A 14,686-nucleotide genomic window follows, 5' to 3' on the forward strand; every position below is an offset into this window, starting at 1 on the left:
CCCCTTACTTCGCGCCGCCGAAGAGCGTCATCCAGGTGACGAGGATCACGATCCCCAGCACCATCGCGAAGGCGTAGTGGAACAGATAGCCGGACTGCGCGCGGCCTGCGAGGCGGGTGAAGAAGGGGATGATCCCCATCGCCACCCCGTTGAGCGTCCCGTCGATCACGTCGCCGTCGCCGCGCTTCCACAGGAAGCCGCCGATCCATTTCGCCGGGCGGACGAAGATCACGTCGTAAAGCTCGTCGAAATACCACTTGTTCAGCAGGAACAGGTAGAGCGGGCGCTGCTGCGCGGCCAGGCGGCGCGGCAGGCTGGGATCGCGGATGTAGAACAGCCAGGCCATCGCAAAGCCGATCAGCATCGCGACGAAGGGCGAGAGCTTGACCCAGGTCGGCACCACATGCGCCGCGTTGATGATCGTGGTCGGCGCATGCTCTGCCGCGGCCGCCTTTTCGGCGTCGAGGCGGCTGTCGACCACGGCCTGTTCTTCGGGCGTGAAGGGCAGCATCACCAGCGCGCCCTTGGGGGCGGCGCTGACGTCGGCCTGGAACTCGCCGGACAGGGTCGCCTCGGCCTGGGCCTCGGTCGCCACGGCTTCGGCCGGGGCGGCCTCGGTCGCTACGGTTTCCGCCGGGGCGGTTTCCTCCGGCGCGGCCTCGGTGCCATGCGCGGCGGCGGCGGTCTCGCCATGCACCTCGCCATGGGCGGCGGCCTCCATGCCAAACCAGTTGCGCACCGCAGCCTCGTCGCCGAAGAAGACCTTGTACCACAGCATCCCCGAGAAGATCGCGCCAAGGGCCAGGACCCCGAGCGGGATCAGCATGACCATCGGGCTTTCGTGCGGCTCGTGGTGGTGGTGGGCGTCATGGCCATGGGCATCCTGCCCATGCGCATCGTGTCCATTCGCGCGGCTGGTGCCGAAGAAGGTCAGGAACATCAGCCGCCAGGAATAGAAGCTGGTGAAGCAGGCGGCCACGACCAGGAGCCAGAAGGCGAAGGAGGAGCCCACCCAGGCGCTTTCGATCACCGCGTCCTTCGACAGGAAGCCGGCAAAGCCGTAATGCGTCAGCGGGATGCCCACGCCGGTGATGGCCAGCGTGCCGATCAGCATGGCCCAGAAGGTCATCGGGATCTGGCGACGCAACCCGCCGTAGTAGCGCATGTCCTGCTCATGGTGGGTCGCGTGGATCACGGAGCCGGCGCCAAGGAACAGCATCGCCTTGAAGAAGGCATGGGTGAAGAGGTGGAACATCGCCACCGAATAGACGCCCACCCCGGCGGCCACGAACATGTAGCCGAGCTGCGACATGGTGGAATAGGCGATCACGCGCTTGATGTCGTTCTGCACCAGCCCGATCGTCGCCGCGACGAAGGCGGTCATCGCGCCCAGCACGGTGATGAAGGCGGTCGCCTGCGGCGCATATTCATAAAGCGGCGACATGCGGCAGACCAGGAACACCCCCGCGGTCACCATGGTCGCGGCGTGGATCAGCGCCGACACCGGCGTCGGGCCCTCCATCGCGTCCGGCAGCCAGGTGTGCAGGAAGAGCTGCGCCGACTTCCCCATCGCGCCGATGAAGAGCAGGACGCCGATCAGGTTGGCGGCATTCCACTCGGTCCAGAGGAAGGTGAGATTGGTCTCGGCCAGGCCGGGGGCGGCGGCGAACACGTCGACGAAGCGGATCGAGTCGGTCAGGAAGAACAGGCCCATGATCCCCAGCGCAAAGCCGAAGTCGCCGACGCGGTTGACCACGAAAGCCTTGATCGCCGCCGCATTGGCCGAGGGCTTGCGGTAGTAGAAGCCGATCAGCAGGTAGGAGGCGACGCCCACGCCCTCCCAGCCGAAGAACATCTGCACCAGGTTGTCCGAGGTGACCAGCGTCAGCATGGCGAAGGTGAAGAACGAGAGATAGGCGAAGAAACGGGCCTTGTAATGCTCGCCCTCGTGCCAGTTCTCGTCATGCGCCATGTAGCCGAAGCTGTAGAGATGGACCAGGGCCGAGACCGAGTTCACCACGACCAGCATGATCGCGGTCAGCCGGTCCAGGCGGATCGCCCATTCGCTGCCCAGCGTGCCGGATTCGATCCAGCGCAGGATGGTGATCTGCTGCGTCTCGCCGTCGAAGGTCAGGAAGATGTACCAGCTCAGCGCGGCGGCCAGGAAGACCAGCGAGGTGGTGATCACCTGCCCTGCCCTCTCGCCGATCAGACGCCAGCCGAAGCCACAGATGATCGCCCCGATCAGCGGAGCAAAGAGGATGATCGATGCCATCTGGGTCAGCCTTTCATCACGTTCACGTCTTCCACCTCGATCGTGCCGCGGTTGCGGAAGAACACGACCAGGATGGCGAGGCCGATGGCGGCTTCAGCTGCCGCCACGGTCAGGACGAACATGGTGAAGACCTGCCCCACCAGATCGCCGGAATAGGAGGAGAAGGCGACGAGGTTGATGTTCACCGCCAGCAGCATCAGCTCGATCGACATCAGGATGACGATCACGTTCTTCCGGTTGAGGAATATCCCGAAGATCCCGATGACGAAGAGGGCCGCGGCCACCGTCAGGTAATGTTCAAGTCCGATCATCTTCTGGTCCCTCTTGGGCTCTTGTGGCCCGAACTTTCGCAGGCCCGAAGGCCGATTTCGTAGGGTGCGCTACAGCGCACCGGTCATTGTTTTGTTACGGTCACACCCACCACAGAGGCAATCAGCGACCTTTGAGTTTCAAGCTGCGCCTTCTCTGCATCAGTCATTTCCGGCCAGTTTCGCTTGACACTCGGATAGAACTTCTTGCAGCCGCTCTCGTCTGCCCATCCCTTGTGGAACTGGTTTTGCAGTGGCCTCATTCCTGCTTTCGCGGACGCCTTGAAGAACGTTTCCAGGCTGGCGGTCGTACCTGCGTTGCGCTGATCTTTGACGTATCTGGCCAGCCGGAATGCTCTCCGTTCCGATACGCCCATTTCATCATAGGTGCTGATGACAACATAGGACCCTGTCGCGCATTCCAGTTGAGTATACTGCCACTGCTGTGCGCCTGTGTCGGTCATTCCGCCCGAAACAAGTCCGACGACTCCATTGCCTTCATTGACAGGACCAGCATCCGCTACGGCACTCGTGTCGCTAATCACCGGTACGCCGCCGACGTCCTCCCCGGCGATACAGGCGCTTAGCGCAATGAATGGGAGCAGAGCGGCGCGCATGATTACAACCCCTGCCCCGGCTTCACGTCCTTCAGTTCCATCGCCTTGGCCGGGTCGCGCCACATCTGGGCCAGCACGTTCTGCCGCTTGACGTCCCTGCGGTGGCGCAGCGTCAGGAGGATCGCGCCGATCATCGCGACCAGCAGGATCAGGCCGGCAAGCTGGAACAGCAGGAAATACCTGTCGTAGAGCAGCATCCCCAGCGCCCGGGTATTCTCGATCTCGGTCGGCGCCACCGCCTGGCGCAGCCCCTCGGCCCCATCGGCCACGGTCCAGACGCCGATGCCGATGGCGATCTGCATCAGAAGGACGACGCCGATCAGCAGCCCCAGCGGCATGTAGCGCGCGAGTTCCCCCTTCAGCGCGGCGAAGTCGATGTCGAGCATCATCACCACGAAGAGGAACAGCACCGCCACCGCGCCGACATAGACGATGACGAGGAGCATCGCCACGAACTCCGCCCCCAGAAGCACGAAGAGGCCCGAGGTCGACAGGAAGGTCAGGATCAGCCAGAGCACCGAATGCACCGGGTTGCGCGACAGGGTGACCATCAGGCCGGCCGTCACCGTGATCACGGCGAAGAGGTAGAAGGCAAAGCTGAAGACGGTCATGCGTCTTTCTCCTCAGGGGTCTCGGCGAAGACGGACTGGGCGATTTCCAGCGCCTTCTGCATGGCGGGCAACCCGCCGAACATGGACATCTGCCAGATCACTTCCGCGATCTCGCGCTTGGTGGCCCCGGCCGCAAGGCCGTTCCTGATCGTCATCCGCAATTGCGGCTCGCCCACCGGCCCCAGCACGGTCAGCGCCGCGATGGTGACCAGGAAGCGGGTCCGCGCGTCCAGCCCCTCGGGGTTGAAGGTCTTGCCGAACCACATCTCCAGGAGTTCCTTCGGCATCGTCGGAAAGAACTTTTCCATCGCCTTCGCGTCGAAGTTCTCCATGCCCGGCATGAAGGCCTGGGCCATCTTCTGGCCCTGCTCCATCATCGCGGCGAACATCTTGGCGAGGTCTTCGGTCATCAGCGGTAAGGGGCGTCGAGTTCGAGGTTGCGGGCGATCTCGGCCTCCCAGCGTTCGCCGTTCTCCAGGAGTTTCTCCTTGGTGTAGAACAGTTCCTCGCGGGTCTCGGTCGAGAATTCGAAGTTAGGGCCTTCGACGATGGCATCGACCGGGCAGGCTTCCTGGCAGAAGCCGCAGTAGATGCATTTGGTCATGTCGATGTCGTAGCGCGTGGTGCGGCGGCTGCCGTCCTCGCGCGGTTCGGCGTCGATGGTGATCGCCTGCGCCGGGCAGACCGCCTCGCACAGCTTGCAGGCGATGCAGCGTTCCTCGCCGTTCGGATAGCGGCGCAGCGCATGCTCACCCCGGAAACGCGGGGACAGCGGCCCCTTCTCGTGCGGGTAGTTCACCGTCGATTTCGGCGCGAAGAAATACTTGAACCCGACCTTGAAGCCCAGGAGGAAATCCCAGAGCAGGAAGTATTTCGTGGCGCGGGACCAGTCGATATTGGCCATCGTCAGCCTCCAATCGTGTAGCGGGCCCAGAAGCCGCCCAGCACTTCGAATTTCGCGAGGAACGCCACGATCACCACCCAGGCCAGCGACAAGGGCAGGAAGACCTTCCAGCCGATCCGCATCAGCTGGTCATAGCGGTAGCGGGGCACGATGGCCTTCACCATGGCGAACATGAAGAAGAAGACCCACATCTTGCCGACCATCCACCACCAGCCATCGGACAGGCCGGGGATCGGCGAGAGCCAGCCACCGAAGAACAGCAGGCTGATCAGCGCGCACATCAGGAAGATCGCGATGTATTCGCCGGCCATGAACAGCAGGTAGAGGGTCGAGGAATATTCCACCATGAACCCGGCCACCAGTTCCGATTCCGCTTCCGGCAGGTCGAAGGGCGGGCGGTTGGTCTCGGCCAGGGTGCTGATGAAGAACAGGAAGACCATCGGGAAATGCGGCAGCCAGTACCAGTTGAACAGGCCCCAGTCCCCGTCCTGCGCCGCCACGATCGAGGAGAAGTTCATCCCCCCGGTCGAGATGATCACCCCGATGATGATCAGGCCCAGCGACACCTCGTAGGAGATCATCTGCGCCGCCGACCGCAGGCTGCCGAGGAAGGCGTATTTCGAGTTCGAGGCCCAGCCGCCCATGATCACGCCGTAAACCTCCAGCGAGGACACGGCGAGGACGAACAGGATCGCGACGTTGATGTTGGCCAGGACCCAGCCGTCATCGAAGGGGATCACCGCCCAGGCGAGGATCGCCAGGATGAAGCTCAGCATCGGCGCCAGGAAGAAGACCGGCCGGTCCACCCCGGCGGGGATCACGATCTCCTTGACGACATATTTCAGCGCGTCGGCCACCGATTGCAGGATGCCCCAGGGGCCGACCACGTTCGGGCCGCGCCGCATCTGGACGGCGGCCCAGATCTTCCGGTCGCCGTAGACCAGGAAGAGCAGGCTGATCATCACGAAGCCCACGATCAGAAGGCTTTGCGCCGCGATCAGCACCGCCGTTCCGAACCCCGTGGCAAAGAACCCGTCCATGTCAGTCCCTCATCCTCAAACCGTCGGTATTCCAGGCCCGGCACATTCCGTCACCGCCGCCTCGGCGTCGATGCTGTGCAGGCCCTCGGGCCGCCCGGCCGGGATGAGGTAGACCGCATCCCCGTGCCATGACTGCCCGTCCTTCCTTGCGCTGGTCCGCACATGCCGCGCGAACCCGTATCCCCGATCCAGCGCATATCGCGCTGGCGCACAGCGGCCATGGGCCTCGACGCCGGCGCGGTCGGCCGGGCCGCGCAATGCGACGCCGGTGCTGACCATGCCGTCGCCCAGCGGGATCGCCTGGATCCCGGCATGGACCGGCTGGCCGCGATCCTCTGACACCTCTGCCTGTGGCGCGCAAGCCCCCAGCGCCGCGGTCGCGGTGCCAAGGGTCGCCAGAAGGGTCAGCGGGTGCTGCATGGTCACTCCGCCGCCAGCGCGGTGCTGGCGCGCGCCTTGGTCATGGCCGACATTTCGGCCATCACCGAGGAGGCCCGCGCGATCGGGTTCGTCAGGTAGAAATCCTTGATCGCGTTGCGGAAATTCGCCTTTCCCAGATGCTTCGGCTCGATCGGCTGCAACGGGTTCTCCGCCACCTCGTCCACCCGGCCCAGCACCGGATGCGCCTTCACCAGCGCGGCCCGAAGGGCGGCCAGCGAATCCCAGGGCAGCGTCGCCCCAAGCTCGGCCGACAGCGCGCGCAGGATCGCCCAGTTCTCCTTGGCCTCGCCGGGGGCAAAGCCGGCGCGGAACGCCAGTTGCGGGCGGCCCTCGGTGTTGACGAACAACCCGTTCTCCTCGGTCCAGGCGGCGCCCGGCAGGACGATGTCGGCACGGTTCGCGCCGCGGTCGCCATGGCTGCCCTGATAGATCACGAAGGGCGCATCGGCGCCGTCGCGGATGATCTCGACCTCATCGGCGCCGAGATTGTAGATCACCTGCGCGCCTTCGACCGCCATGGACAGCCCGCCCTCGGTCACCGCGCCCACGTCCATCGCGCCGACGCGCGAGGCCGCGGTATGCAGGATCAGAAGCTTTGCGCCGCGCAGTTCGGCGATACGCATGGCATGGGCCAGGACCGCCTCGCCATCCGCCTCGTTGATCGCGCCCTGGCCGACGATCACCACGCCGGGCTTGGCATCCGGCGGCGCGGCCTCGGCCGTTTTCACATGGTCCGCCAGCGCCACCCGGTCGGTGCCGATGAGGTGATATTCATAGGTCAGGTCCGCCGCCTGGCCGATCAGCCCCACGACCGCGCCGTTGGTCCAGGCCTTGCGGATCCGCGCGTTCAGCACCGGCGCCTCGATCCGGGGATTGGTCCCGATCAGCAGGATGCCGCCCGCCGTGTCGATATCCTCGATCCGCGCCGTGCCGGCATAGCCCGAGCGGTTGCCGGCGATCAGCTTCGCGCCATCGGTGCGGCATTCGATCTTGCCACCCAGCCCCTCGACCAGCTGCTTGAGCGAGAACACCGCCTCGACCGGGGCCAGGTCGCCGACCAGCGCCGCAACCTTCTTGCCCCGCATCGCCTCGGCCGCCCTGGTCAGCGCCTCGGCCCAGCCCGCCTTGCGCAGCTTGCCGTTCTCGCGGACATAGGGCGTGTCCAGCCGCTGCCGGCGCAGCCCGTCCCAGACGAAACGGGTCTTGTCGCTGATCCATTCCTCGTTCACGCCGTCATGGTTGCGCGGCAGGATGCGCATGACCTCGCGGCCCTTGGTATCGACGCGGATGCTGGACCCCAGCGCGTCCATCACGTCCACCGTCTCGGTCTTGCTCAGTTCCCAGGGCCGGGCGGTGAAGGCATAGGGTTTCGAGGTCAGCGCGCCCACCGGGCAAAGGTCGATGATGTTGCCCTGCAGGTTCGAATCCAGCGTCATGTTCAGATAGCTGGTGATCTCGCTGTCCTCGCCCCGGCCGGTCTGGCCCATCTGGGTGATGCCCGCGACCTCGGTGGTGAAGCGCACGCAGCGGGTGCAGGAGATGCAGCGCGTCATCGCGGTCTTGATCAGCGGCCCGAGGTTCAGGTCCTCGGACGCCCGCTTCGGCTCGCGGTAGCGGCTGAAGTCCACGCCATAGGCCATGGCCTGGTCCTGCAGGTCGCATTCGCCGCCCTGGTCGCAGATCGGGCAGTCGAGCGGGTGGTTGATGAGCAGGAACTCCATCACCCCCTCGCGGGCCTTCTTGACCATCGGCGACTTGGTCTTGACCACCGGGGCCTCGCCATTCGGGCCCGGCCGCAGGTCGCGGACCTGCATCGCACAGGAGGCCGCGGGTTTCGGCGGGCCGCCCACCACCTCGACCAGGCACATCCGGCAGTTGCCGGCGATCGACAGGCGCTCGTGGTAGCAAAAGCGCGGGATCTCCACCCCGGCGGTCTCGGCCGCCTGGATGATGGTCATCGCGCCATCGACCTCGACCTCGATCCCGTCGATGCTGATTTTCTTGAGGTTGGTCATGGCCCTACTCCGCCGCCCCTTGCCCGCAGCGGTGAAGGACCACCGCCGCGCATCCGTGATATGTCTCTTGCCCGGCGCTCATCGCGTCGACCTCAGCAGAGAGCCGATCAGGCTCTCCCGGGCGATTTCCTCTTCGCCGATCCGGCAATAGGCCTCCGGCATGCCCGGCTCGGCGCCCTTGGCCTTCAGCCAGTCGGCGGCCTTCGCCTTGAACTTCGCCTTCTCCTCCTTCGAGGTGACGAACTCGCGCACCACCTCCGAGGGGTAGCCCTGCGCCAGCGCGTAATCGCGCAGCTTGTTCAATTCGCCCAGGGCGCGCAGCTTGCGGGCCTGCATCGTCGGGCAGTTGTCGGCAATCGCATCGCCGATGAACCCCATCAGGAGCTTCTCGCCGATCACCGGCTCTTCGTTGATCGGCACCAGCGCCAGCGCGGGTGTGGCAAGGGCTGCGGTCAGGGTCAGGGTCAGAACGAACGGGCGCATCATGGCCTCCTTGGCTGTTTCCAGCCTGGAGATGGGGTTGAACCCCTTTGATATGCCATGACAAACCGCTGTAATCAGCGCCTTATGACCGAAGGTGACGCCATTCGTCATGCGCAACCCTCCGGATAGACCCATGCGCCGGTTGCCCGGTCGTAACGGTCGTAGATCGAGACCTTGACGCCCCCGGCCCCGCATTGCGCATCCGCCGCCTTGCGGGCAAGCGCACCTTCCCACATCTGGAACGGCTGGCCGCCATTCGTGACCCGCACCGGCCCATGCGCGACGGAAACGGCCGGAGCCGTCGCCACGCAAGCGGCCTGTGCAAGCGTCACGGAAAGGGCCAGCGCCATCCGCATCACTCCGCCGCGACCGCGCTGACGCGACCGCTGCGCTTGGCCTTGATCCGGTCCTCGATCTCGTCCCGGAACGCGCGGATCAGGCCCTGGATCGGCCAGGCGGCGGCGTCGCCAAGGGCGCAGATCGTGTGGCCCTCGACCTGCTTGGTCACGGAAAGCAGCATGTCGATCTCCTCGACCTCCGCCTCGCCGCGCACCAGCCGGTCCATGACCCGCATCATCCAGCCGGTGCCCTCGCGGCAGGGGGTGCATTGGCCGCAGGACTCGTGCTTGTAGAACTTGGACAGCCGCCAGATCGCCTTGATCACGTCGGTCGACTGGTCCATCACGATCACCGCCGCCGTGCCGAGGCCCGAGCGCTGCTCGCGCAGCCAGTCGAAATCCATGATCGCGTCGTCGCACTGCGCCTGCGTCAGCAAGGGCACCGAGGAGCCGCCGGGAATCACCGCCTTCAGGTTCTTCCAGCCGCCGCGCACGCCGCCGCAGTGACGGTCCAGCAGTTCCTTCAGCGGGATCGACATCGCTTCCTCGACCACGCAGGGGTTCATCACATGGCCCGAGATGCCGAACAGCTTGGTCCCGGCATTGTTCGGCCGCCCGAAGCCCGCGAACCATTCCGGCCCCCGGCGCAGGATGGTCGGCACCACCGCGATGGATTCCACGTTGTTCACCGTGGTCGGGCAGCCGTAAAGGCCGGAGCCCGCCGGGAACGGCGGCTTCATCCGCGGCATCCCCTTCTTGCCTTCGAGGCTTTCCAGCAGCGCGGTTTCCTCGCCGCAGATATAGGCCCCGGCGCCGTGGTGCAGGTAAAGGTCGAAGTCCCAGCCCGACTTGGCGGCGTTCTTGCCCAGAAGGCCCGCGTCATAGCATTCGTCGATGGCCGCCTGCAGCGCCTCGCGCTCGCGGATGTATTCGCCGCGCAGGTAGATGTAGCAGGTGTTCGCCCCCATCGCGAAGGAGGCGATCAGCGCCCCCTCGATCAGGGTGTGCGGATCATGCCGCATGATCTCGCGGTCCTTGCAGGTGCCGGGCTCGGACTCGTCGGCGTTGATCACCAGATAGCTGGGCCGTCCGTCCGACTGCTTGGGCATGAACGACCACTTGAGCCCCGTGGGGAAGCCCGCGCCGCCCCGGCCGCGCAATCCGCTCGCCTTGACCTGCTCGATGATCGTGTCGCGGCCGCGCTGGATGATCTCGGCCGTGCCGTCCCAATGCCCGCGCTTCATGGCGCCCTTCAGGCTGCGCTCGTGCATCCCGTAGAGGTTGGTGAAAATGCGGTCCTGATCCTTGAGCATCTCTGCCTTCCTAACCCCGGCGCATCCGCCAGATCTGATACGTCACCACCAAGGCCCACAGGAATGCGGCGATGGCAGCCAGGTCGAAAAGGAAGACGAAGCGCGTCTCCCAGCCCAGGCGTCCGCCCAGCCACTGCGCCCCAAGCCACAGGATCATCGTCCCGCCCAGGACGATGCCGACCAGCCGCGCCTTCCGGGCGGTGGCAAGGTCGGCTGGGCTGGGGTGCGGCTGCGGCATGGCCCAGCGGCTCATTTCTTCGCGGCGGCTTCGGCATCGGCGACCGAGCCGCCCGCCGCCAGGATCTTCGCCTGCGCCACCCAGTTGTCGCGGGTCACGCGGCCCTTGAAGCCTTCCAGGTTCGCATCCACCCAGGCGATCTCGTTCGTGGTCCAGCCCGCGATCTGGTCGAAGTGGAAGAAGCCGAGGCTGTGGCACAGGGCCTCCAGCTTGGGACCGATCCCGAGGATCAGCTTCAGGTCATCCGCCTTGCCCTCGCGCGGGGCGCTCAGCCCGGCCGGCCGCGTGTCCTCGCCCGCCGGGACCCGCGCCTCGGGCGTCGCGGCCGGGGTCGCGTTCGGGGCGTTTCCCTCGGTCACCGGCTTGCCCTTCGAGGTTGCCGGGGCCTCCTGCACGGTCGCGCCGGTCGCATCGGCGGCGACACCCGCGCCGGGCCTGGCCTCGGCCGTCTTGCCGCGCGCGGGCTTCACCGTCTCGGCCCGGCCCAGCCAGGGCGTGGTCAGCGGCACCTCGGTCCCGTCGATCCGCTTGATCGTGTCGCCGATCGCCACCGCCCGCTCGGCGCTGGCGTTCAGCTTGGCCCGCCCCGCCGCATGGTCGGTCAGCGAGGTCAGCCCGGCCAGCGGCTCGGACGCATAGCGCCCGTTCTGCGGCCCCGGCACCGGCACCTCGCCCCTGGTGAAGCGCGCGATCAGATCGCGCAGCTTTTCGGGCGTCAGGTCCTCATAATAGTCCTTGCCGATCTGCGCCATCGGCGCATTGGCGCAGGCCCCCAGGCACTCGACCTCCTCCCAGGAGAACTTGCCATCGGCCGAGAGGGTATGCGGCGTGGCCGAGATCAGCTCCTTGCAGACGGCGACCAGATCCTCGGCGCCGCAGATCATGCAGGAGGTCGTGCCGCAGATCTGGATATGCGCGACCTTGCCCACCGGGGCGAGCTGGAACATGAAGTAGAAGGTCGCCACTTCCAGCGCGCGGATATAGGCCATCCCCAGCATGGTCGCGACATGTTCGATCGCCGGCCGCGACAGCCAGCCCTCCTGCTCCTGCGCGCGCCACAGCAGCGGGATGATCGCGCTGGCCTGACGGCCCTCGGGGTATTTGGTGATCTGGCCCTTGGCCCAGGCGAGGTTGGCCACGGTGAAGGCAAAGCTGTCGGGCTGGACGGCGTGAAGGCGGCGGAGCATGGCTCAGATATATCCCCTGGCGATGGTCAGGATTGCGGCGGTGACGGCGCCGAAGATGGCGCCCATGACGTAACGATTGCCTGCCCTGGCCCCCAGCACCCCGGCAAGGCCCGAGGCCGCGCCGAGGATCAGGGTCCAGAGGTTGATCGTCACGTCGGGCATCAGCGGTCGATCTCCCCGAACACGACATCCATCGTGCCGATGATCGCGCTGACGTCGGCCAGCTGGTGGCCCTTGCAGATCCAGTCCATCGACTGCAGGTGCAGGAAGCCCGGAGCCCGGATCTTGGCGCGGTAGGGCTTGTTGGTGCCATCGGCGACCAGATAGACCCCGAACTCGCCCTTGGGCGCCTCGACGGCGGCATAGACTTCGCCCGCCGGGACGTGGAAACCCTCGGTATAAAGCTTGAAGTGGTGGATGAGCGCCTCCATCGAGGTCTTCATCTCGCCCCGCTTCGGCGGCGTGATCTTGCCGCGCGCCAGCACGTCGCCCTTTTCCACCCGCAGCTTCGCGCAGGCCTGGCGGATGATGCTGGTCGATTCCCGCATCTCGGCCATGCGGCAGAGATAGCGGTCGAAGCAGTCGCCGTTCTTGCCGACCGGAATCTTGAAGTCGAACTCGTCGTAGCACTCATAGGGCTGGGCGCGCCGCAGGTCCCAGGCCAGGCCCGAGCCGCGCACCATCACCCCCGAATAGCCCCATTTCTGGATGTCTTCCTCGCGGACGATGCCGATATCGGCATTGCGCTGCTTGAAGATGCGGTTCTCGGTCAGCAGGGTGTCGATGTCGTCCAGCACCTTGGGGAAATGATCCGCCCAGGCGTCGATGTCGTCGATCAGCTCGGGCGTCAGGTCCTGGTGCACGCCGCCGGGCCGGAAATAGGCCGCGTGCAGCCGCGCCCCGCAGGCCCGCTCGTAGAAGACCATAAGCTTCTCGCGCTCCTCGAACCCCCAGAGCGGCGGGGTCAGCGCGCCGACGTCCATCGCCTGCGTGGTGACGTTGAGAAGGTGGTTCAGGACGCGGCCGATTTCCGAGTAGAGCACCCGGATCAGGCTGGCCCGGCGCGGCACCTGCACCCCGGTCAGCCGCTCGATCGCCAGGCACCAGGCATGTTCCTGGTTCATCGGCGCCACATAGTCGAGGCGGTCGAAATAGGGCAGGTTCTGCAGATAGGTCCGCGATTCCATCAGCTTTTCGGTGCCGCGATGCAGCAGGCCGATATGCGGGTCGCAGCGTTCGACGATCTCGCCGTCCAGCTCCAGCACCAGGCGCAGCACGCCATGCGCCGCCGGGTGCTGCGGACCGAAGTTGATGTTGAAGTTGCGGATGCGCTGCTCGCCGGTCTCGAAGTCGGTCGAGCCGTCGTCATAGGTATTGCGCCGGATATCGCCGTCCATCACTTGCCCTCCGCCTTCTGGTCGCCCGGAAGGATGTATTCCGCGCCCTCCCAGGGGGACATGAAGTCGAATTGCCGGTATTCCTGCACCAGGCGAACCGGCTCGTAGACCACGCGCTTCAGCGCCTCGTCATAGCGGACCTCGGTATAGCCCGTGGTCGGGAAATCCTTGCGCAAGGGATAGCCGCGGAAACCGTAGTCGGTCAGGATCCGGCGCAGGTCGGGGTGGCCCGAGAACAGGATCCCGAACATGTCGAACACCTCGCGCTCGAACCAGTTCGCGCTCGGGTGCAGGTCGACCAGCGAGGGGACCATCTCCTCCTCGCGCACCGCGACCTTCAGGCGGATGCGCTGGTTCCGGTACATCGACAGGAAGTGATAGACCACGTCGAACCGCGCCGGGCGTTCGGGATTGTCGATCGCGGTGATGTCGACCAGCGTCGAGAAGCGGCAGGCCGCGTCGTCGCGCAGGAATTCCACAAGGGCCTTGAGGTTCGCAAGGTTGACCACCAGCGTCAGCTCGCCCAGGGCGACGGTGCCGGATTGCACCGCCTCCGGCTGCTTCAGCTCGATGATCCCGGCCAGTTCGCGCAGGGCTTCGGACATGGGATCACCTCACCAAAGTGCCGGTGCGGCGGATCTTCCGCTGCAGCTGCAGGATTCCGTAAAGCAGCGCCTCGGCCGTGGGCGGGCAGCCCGGAACGTAGACGTCGACCGGCACGATCCGGTCGCAGCCGCGCACGACGCTGTAGCTGTAGTGGTAATAGCCGCCGCCATTGGCGCAGGAGCCCATCGAGATCACATAGCGCGGCTCGGGCATCTGGTCATAGACCTTGCGCAGCGCCGGGGCCATCTTGTTGGTCAGCGTGCCCGCGACGATCATCAGGTCCGACTGCCGGGGCGAGGCGCGCGGCGCGGTGCCGAAGCGTTCCACGTCATAGCGCGGCATCGAGGTATGCATCATCTCGACCGCGCAGCAGGCCAGGCCGAAGGTCATCCAGTGCAACGAGCCGATCCGCGCCCAGTTGATGATGTCCTCGGTCGAGGTCAGCAGGAAGCCCTTGTCCTGCAACTCGCGGTTCAGGGCCTGGGTGGCGACCTCGCGGTCGGCCCCCGCCGTATTGGCGCCGGTCATCACTCCCATTCCAGGGCCCCCTTCTTCCATTCATAGGCGAAACCGACGGTCAGGACGGCCAGGAACAGCATCATCGACCAGAAGGCGGCCATGCTGAGGTCGCCGAAGGCCACCGCCCAGGGGAAGAGGAAGGCCACTTCCAGGTCGAAGATGATGAACAGGATCGACACCAGGTAGAAGCGCACGTCGAACTTCATCCGCGCATCGTCGAAGGCGTTGAAGCCGCATTCATAGGCGCTGACCTTTTCCGGGTCGGGATTGCGCACGGCCAGCACCGCGGCCGCCAGGATCAGGACCAGGCCCAGACCCACGGCAATAGCCAGGAGGATGAGTATGGGAAGATACTCTCGGAGGATGAGGTCCACGCGTAGGCTCCTTGCAGCTG

At 65.8% G+C, this 14,686-nt stretch carries 19 protein-coding genes; all 19 read right to left on the reverse strand.

Annotated features, from left to right (window positions below; genetic code table 11):
- Positions 1–4 precede the first annotated feature (4 nt).
- The 19 genes from nuoL to ACE3UA_RS02535 all read right to left on the reverse strand — a co-directional run bounded on the left by nuoL (position 5) and on the right by ACE3UA_RS02535 (position 14,666).
- Positions 5–2,275, reverse strand: a complete 2,271-nt coding sequence (gene nuoL / locus ACE3UA_RS02445; RefSeq protein ID WP_374642161.1) for an NADH-quinone oxidoreductase subunit L — start codon at positions 2,273–2,275, stop codon at positions 5–7.
- Positions 2,276–2,280: 5 nt separating this feature from the next.
- Complete coding sequence (gene nuoK, locus ACE3UA_RS02450; protein ID WP_197642188.1) at positions 2,281–2,586, reverse strand: NADH-quinone oxidoreductase subunit NuoK; 306 nt, start codon at positions 2,584–2,586, stop codon at positions 2,281–2,283.
- Between the two features lie 83 nt (positions 2,587–2,669).
- The gene (locus ACE3UA_RS02455; RefSeq protein WP_197642189.1) at positions 2,670–3,200 is read right to left on the reverse strand and encodes a hypothetical protein; all 531 of its coding nucleotides are present in this window, start codon (positions 3,198–3,200) and stop codon (positions 2,670–2,672) included.
- A gap of 2 nt (positions 3,201–3,202) precedes the next feature.
- Complete coding sequence (locus ACE3UA_RS02460) at positions 3,203–3,811, reverse strand: NADH-quinone oxidoreductase subunit J (protein WP_197642190.1); 609 nt, start codon at positions 3,809–3,811, stop codon at positions 3,203–3,205.
- Entirely contained in the window at positions 3,808–4,221 is a 414-nt protein-coding gene (locus ACE3UA_RS02465) for a carboxymuconolactone decarboxylase family protein (RefSeq protein ID WP_197642191.1), read from the reverse strand. The genes ACE3UA_RS02460 and ACE3UA_RS02465 overlap by 4 nt, the downstream gene beginning before the upstream one ends.
- Complete coding sequence (gene nuoI, locus ACE3UA_RS02470; RefSeq protein ID WP_197642192.1) at positions 4,221–4,715, reverse strand: NADH-quinone oxidoreductase subunit NuoI; 495 nt, start codon at positions 4,713–4,715, stop codon at positions 4,221–4,223. Before nuoI ends, ACE3UA_RS02465 begins: the two co-directional genes overlap by 1 nt.
- Before the next feature lie 2 nt (positions 4,716–4,717).
- Positions 4,718–5,755, reverse strand: coding sequence for an NADH-quinone oxidoreductase subunit NuoH (gene nuoH / locus ACE3UA_RS02475; protein ID WP_374642165.1), 1,038 nt, complete (start codon positions 5,753–5,755; stop codon positions 4,718–4,720).
- A 15-nt stretch (positions 5,756–5,770) separates the two neighbouring features.
- Complete coding sequence (locus ACE3UA_RS02480; RefSeq protein WP_374642167.1) at positions 5,771–6,175, reverse strand: hypothetical protein; 405 nt, start codon at positions 6,173–6,175, stop codon at positions 5,771–5,773.
- A gap of 2 nt (positions 6,176–6,177) precedes the next feature.
- Positions 6,178–8,211 carry an NADH-quinone oxidoreductase subunit NuoG gene (gene nuoG, locus ACE3UA_RS02485; RefSeq protein WP_374642169.1) on the reverse strand — a complete coding sequence of 678 codons (2,034 nt, stop codon included), beginning with the start codon at positions 8,209–8,211 and terminating at the stop codon, positions 6,178–6,180.
- Positions 8,212–8,289: 78 nt separating this feature from the next.
- Complete coding sequence (locus tag ACE3UA_RS02490; protein WP_374642171.1) at positions 8,290–8,694, reverse strand: DUF5333 family protein; 405 nt, start codon at positions 8,692–8,694, stop codon at positions 8,290–8,292.
- A gap of 107 nt (positions 8,695–8,801) precedes the next feature.
- On the reverse strand, positions 8,802–9,044 hold the full coding sequence (locus ACE3UA_RS02495) for a hypothetical protein (RefSeq protein WP_374642173.1): 243 nt from the start codon (positions 9,042–9,044) through the stop codon (positions 8,802–8,804).
- A gap of 5 nt (positions 9,045–9,049) precedes the next feature.
- Positions 9,050–10,345: an NADH-quinone oxidoreductase subunit NuoF gene (gene nuoF, locus ACE3UA_RS02500; RefSeq protein WP_374642175.1), complete on the reverse strand. Its 1,296-nt coding sequence runs from the start codon at positions 10,343–10,345 to the stop codon at positions 9,050–9,052.
- 10 nt (positions 10,346–10,355) lie between these two features.
- The gene (locus tag ACE3UA_RS02505) at positions 10,356–10,598 is read right to left on the reverse strand and encodes a DUF5337 domain-containing protein (protein ID WP_374642177.1); all 243 of its coding nucleotides are present in this window, start codon (positions 10,596–10,598) and stop codon (positions 10,356–10,358) included.
- Complete coding sequence (locus tag ACE3UA_RS02510) at positions 10,595–11,770, reverse strand: NADH-quinone oxidoreductase subunit E (RefSeq protein WP_374642179.1); 1,176 nt, start codon at positions 11,768–11,770, stop codon at positions 10,595–10,597. The genes ACE3UA_RS02505 and ACE3UA_RS02510 overlap by 4 nt, the downstream gene beginning before the upstream one ends.
- 3 nt (positions 11,771–11,773) lie before the next feature.
- Positions 11,774–11,932, reverse strand: coding sequence for a hypothetical protein (locus ACE3UA_RS02515; protein ID WP_374642181.1), 159 nt, complete (start codon positions 11,930–11,932; stop codon positions 11,774–11,776).
- Positions 11,932–13,167 carry an NADH-quinone oxidoreductase subunit D gene (locus ACE3UA_RS02520; protein WP_374642183.1) on the reverse strand — a complete coding sequence of 412 codons (1,236 nt, stop codon included), beginning with the start codon at positions 13,165–13,167 and terminating at the stop codon, positions 11,932–11,934. Before ACE3UA_RS02520 ends, ACE3UA_RS02515 begins: the two co-directional genes overlap by 1 nt.
- Positions 13,167–13,772, reverse strand: a complete 606-nt coding sequence (locus ACE3UA_RS02525) for an NADH-quinone oxidoreductase subunit C (protein WP_374642185.1) — start codon at positions 13,770–13,772, stop codon at positions 13,167–13,169. The genes ACE3UA_RS02520 and ACE3UA_RS02525 overlap by 1 nt, the downstream gene beginning before the upstream one ends.
- Before the next feature lie 4 nt (positions 13,773–13,776).
- Positions 13,777–14,310, reverse strand: coding sequence for an NADH-quinone oxidoreductase subunit B family protein (locus ACE3UA_RS02530; protein ID WP_197642204.1), 534 nt, complete (start codon positions 14,308–14,310; stop codon positions 13,777–13,779).
- A complete protein-coding gene (locus tag ACE3UA_RS02535; protein ID WP_374642187.1) occupies positions 14,301–14,666 on the reverse strand; it encodes an NADH-quinone oxidoreductase subunit A in 366 nt (121 codons plus the stop codon). Before ACE3UA_RS02535 ends, ACE3UA_RS02530 begins: the two co-directional genes overlap by 10 nt.
- Positions 14,667–14,686 lie beyond the last annotated feature (20 nt).

Origin of the sequence: Tabrizicola sp. (assembly GCF_041919135.1) — a bacterium.
Lineage (GTDB): Bacteria > Pseudomonadota > Alphaproteobacteria > Rhodobacterales > Rhodobacteraceae > Tabrizicola.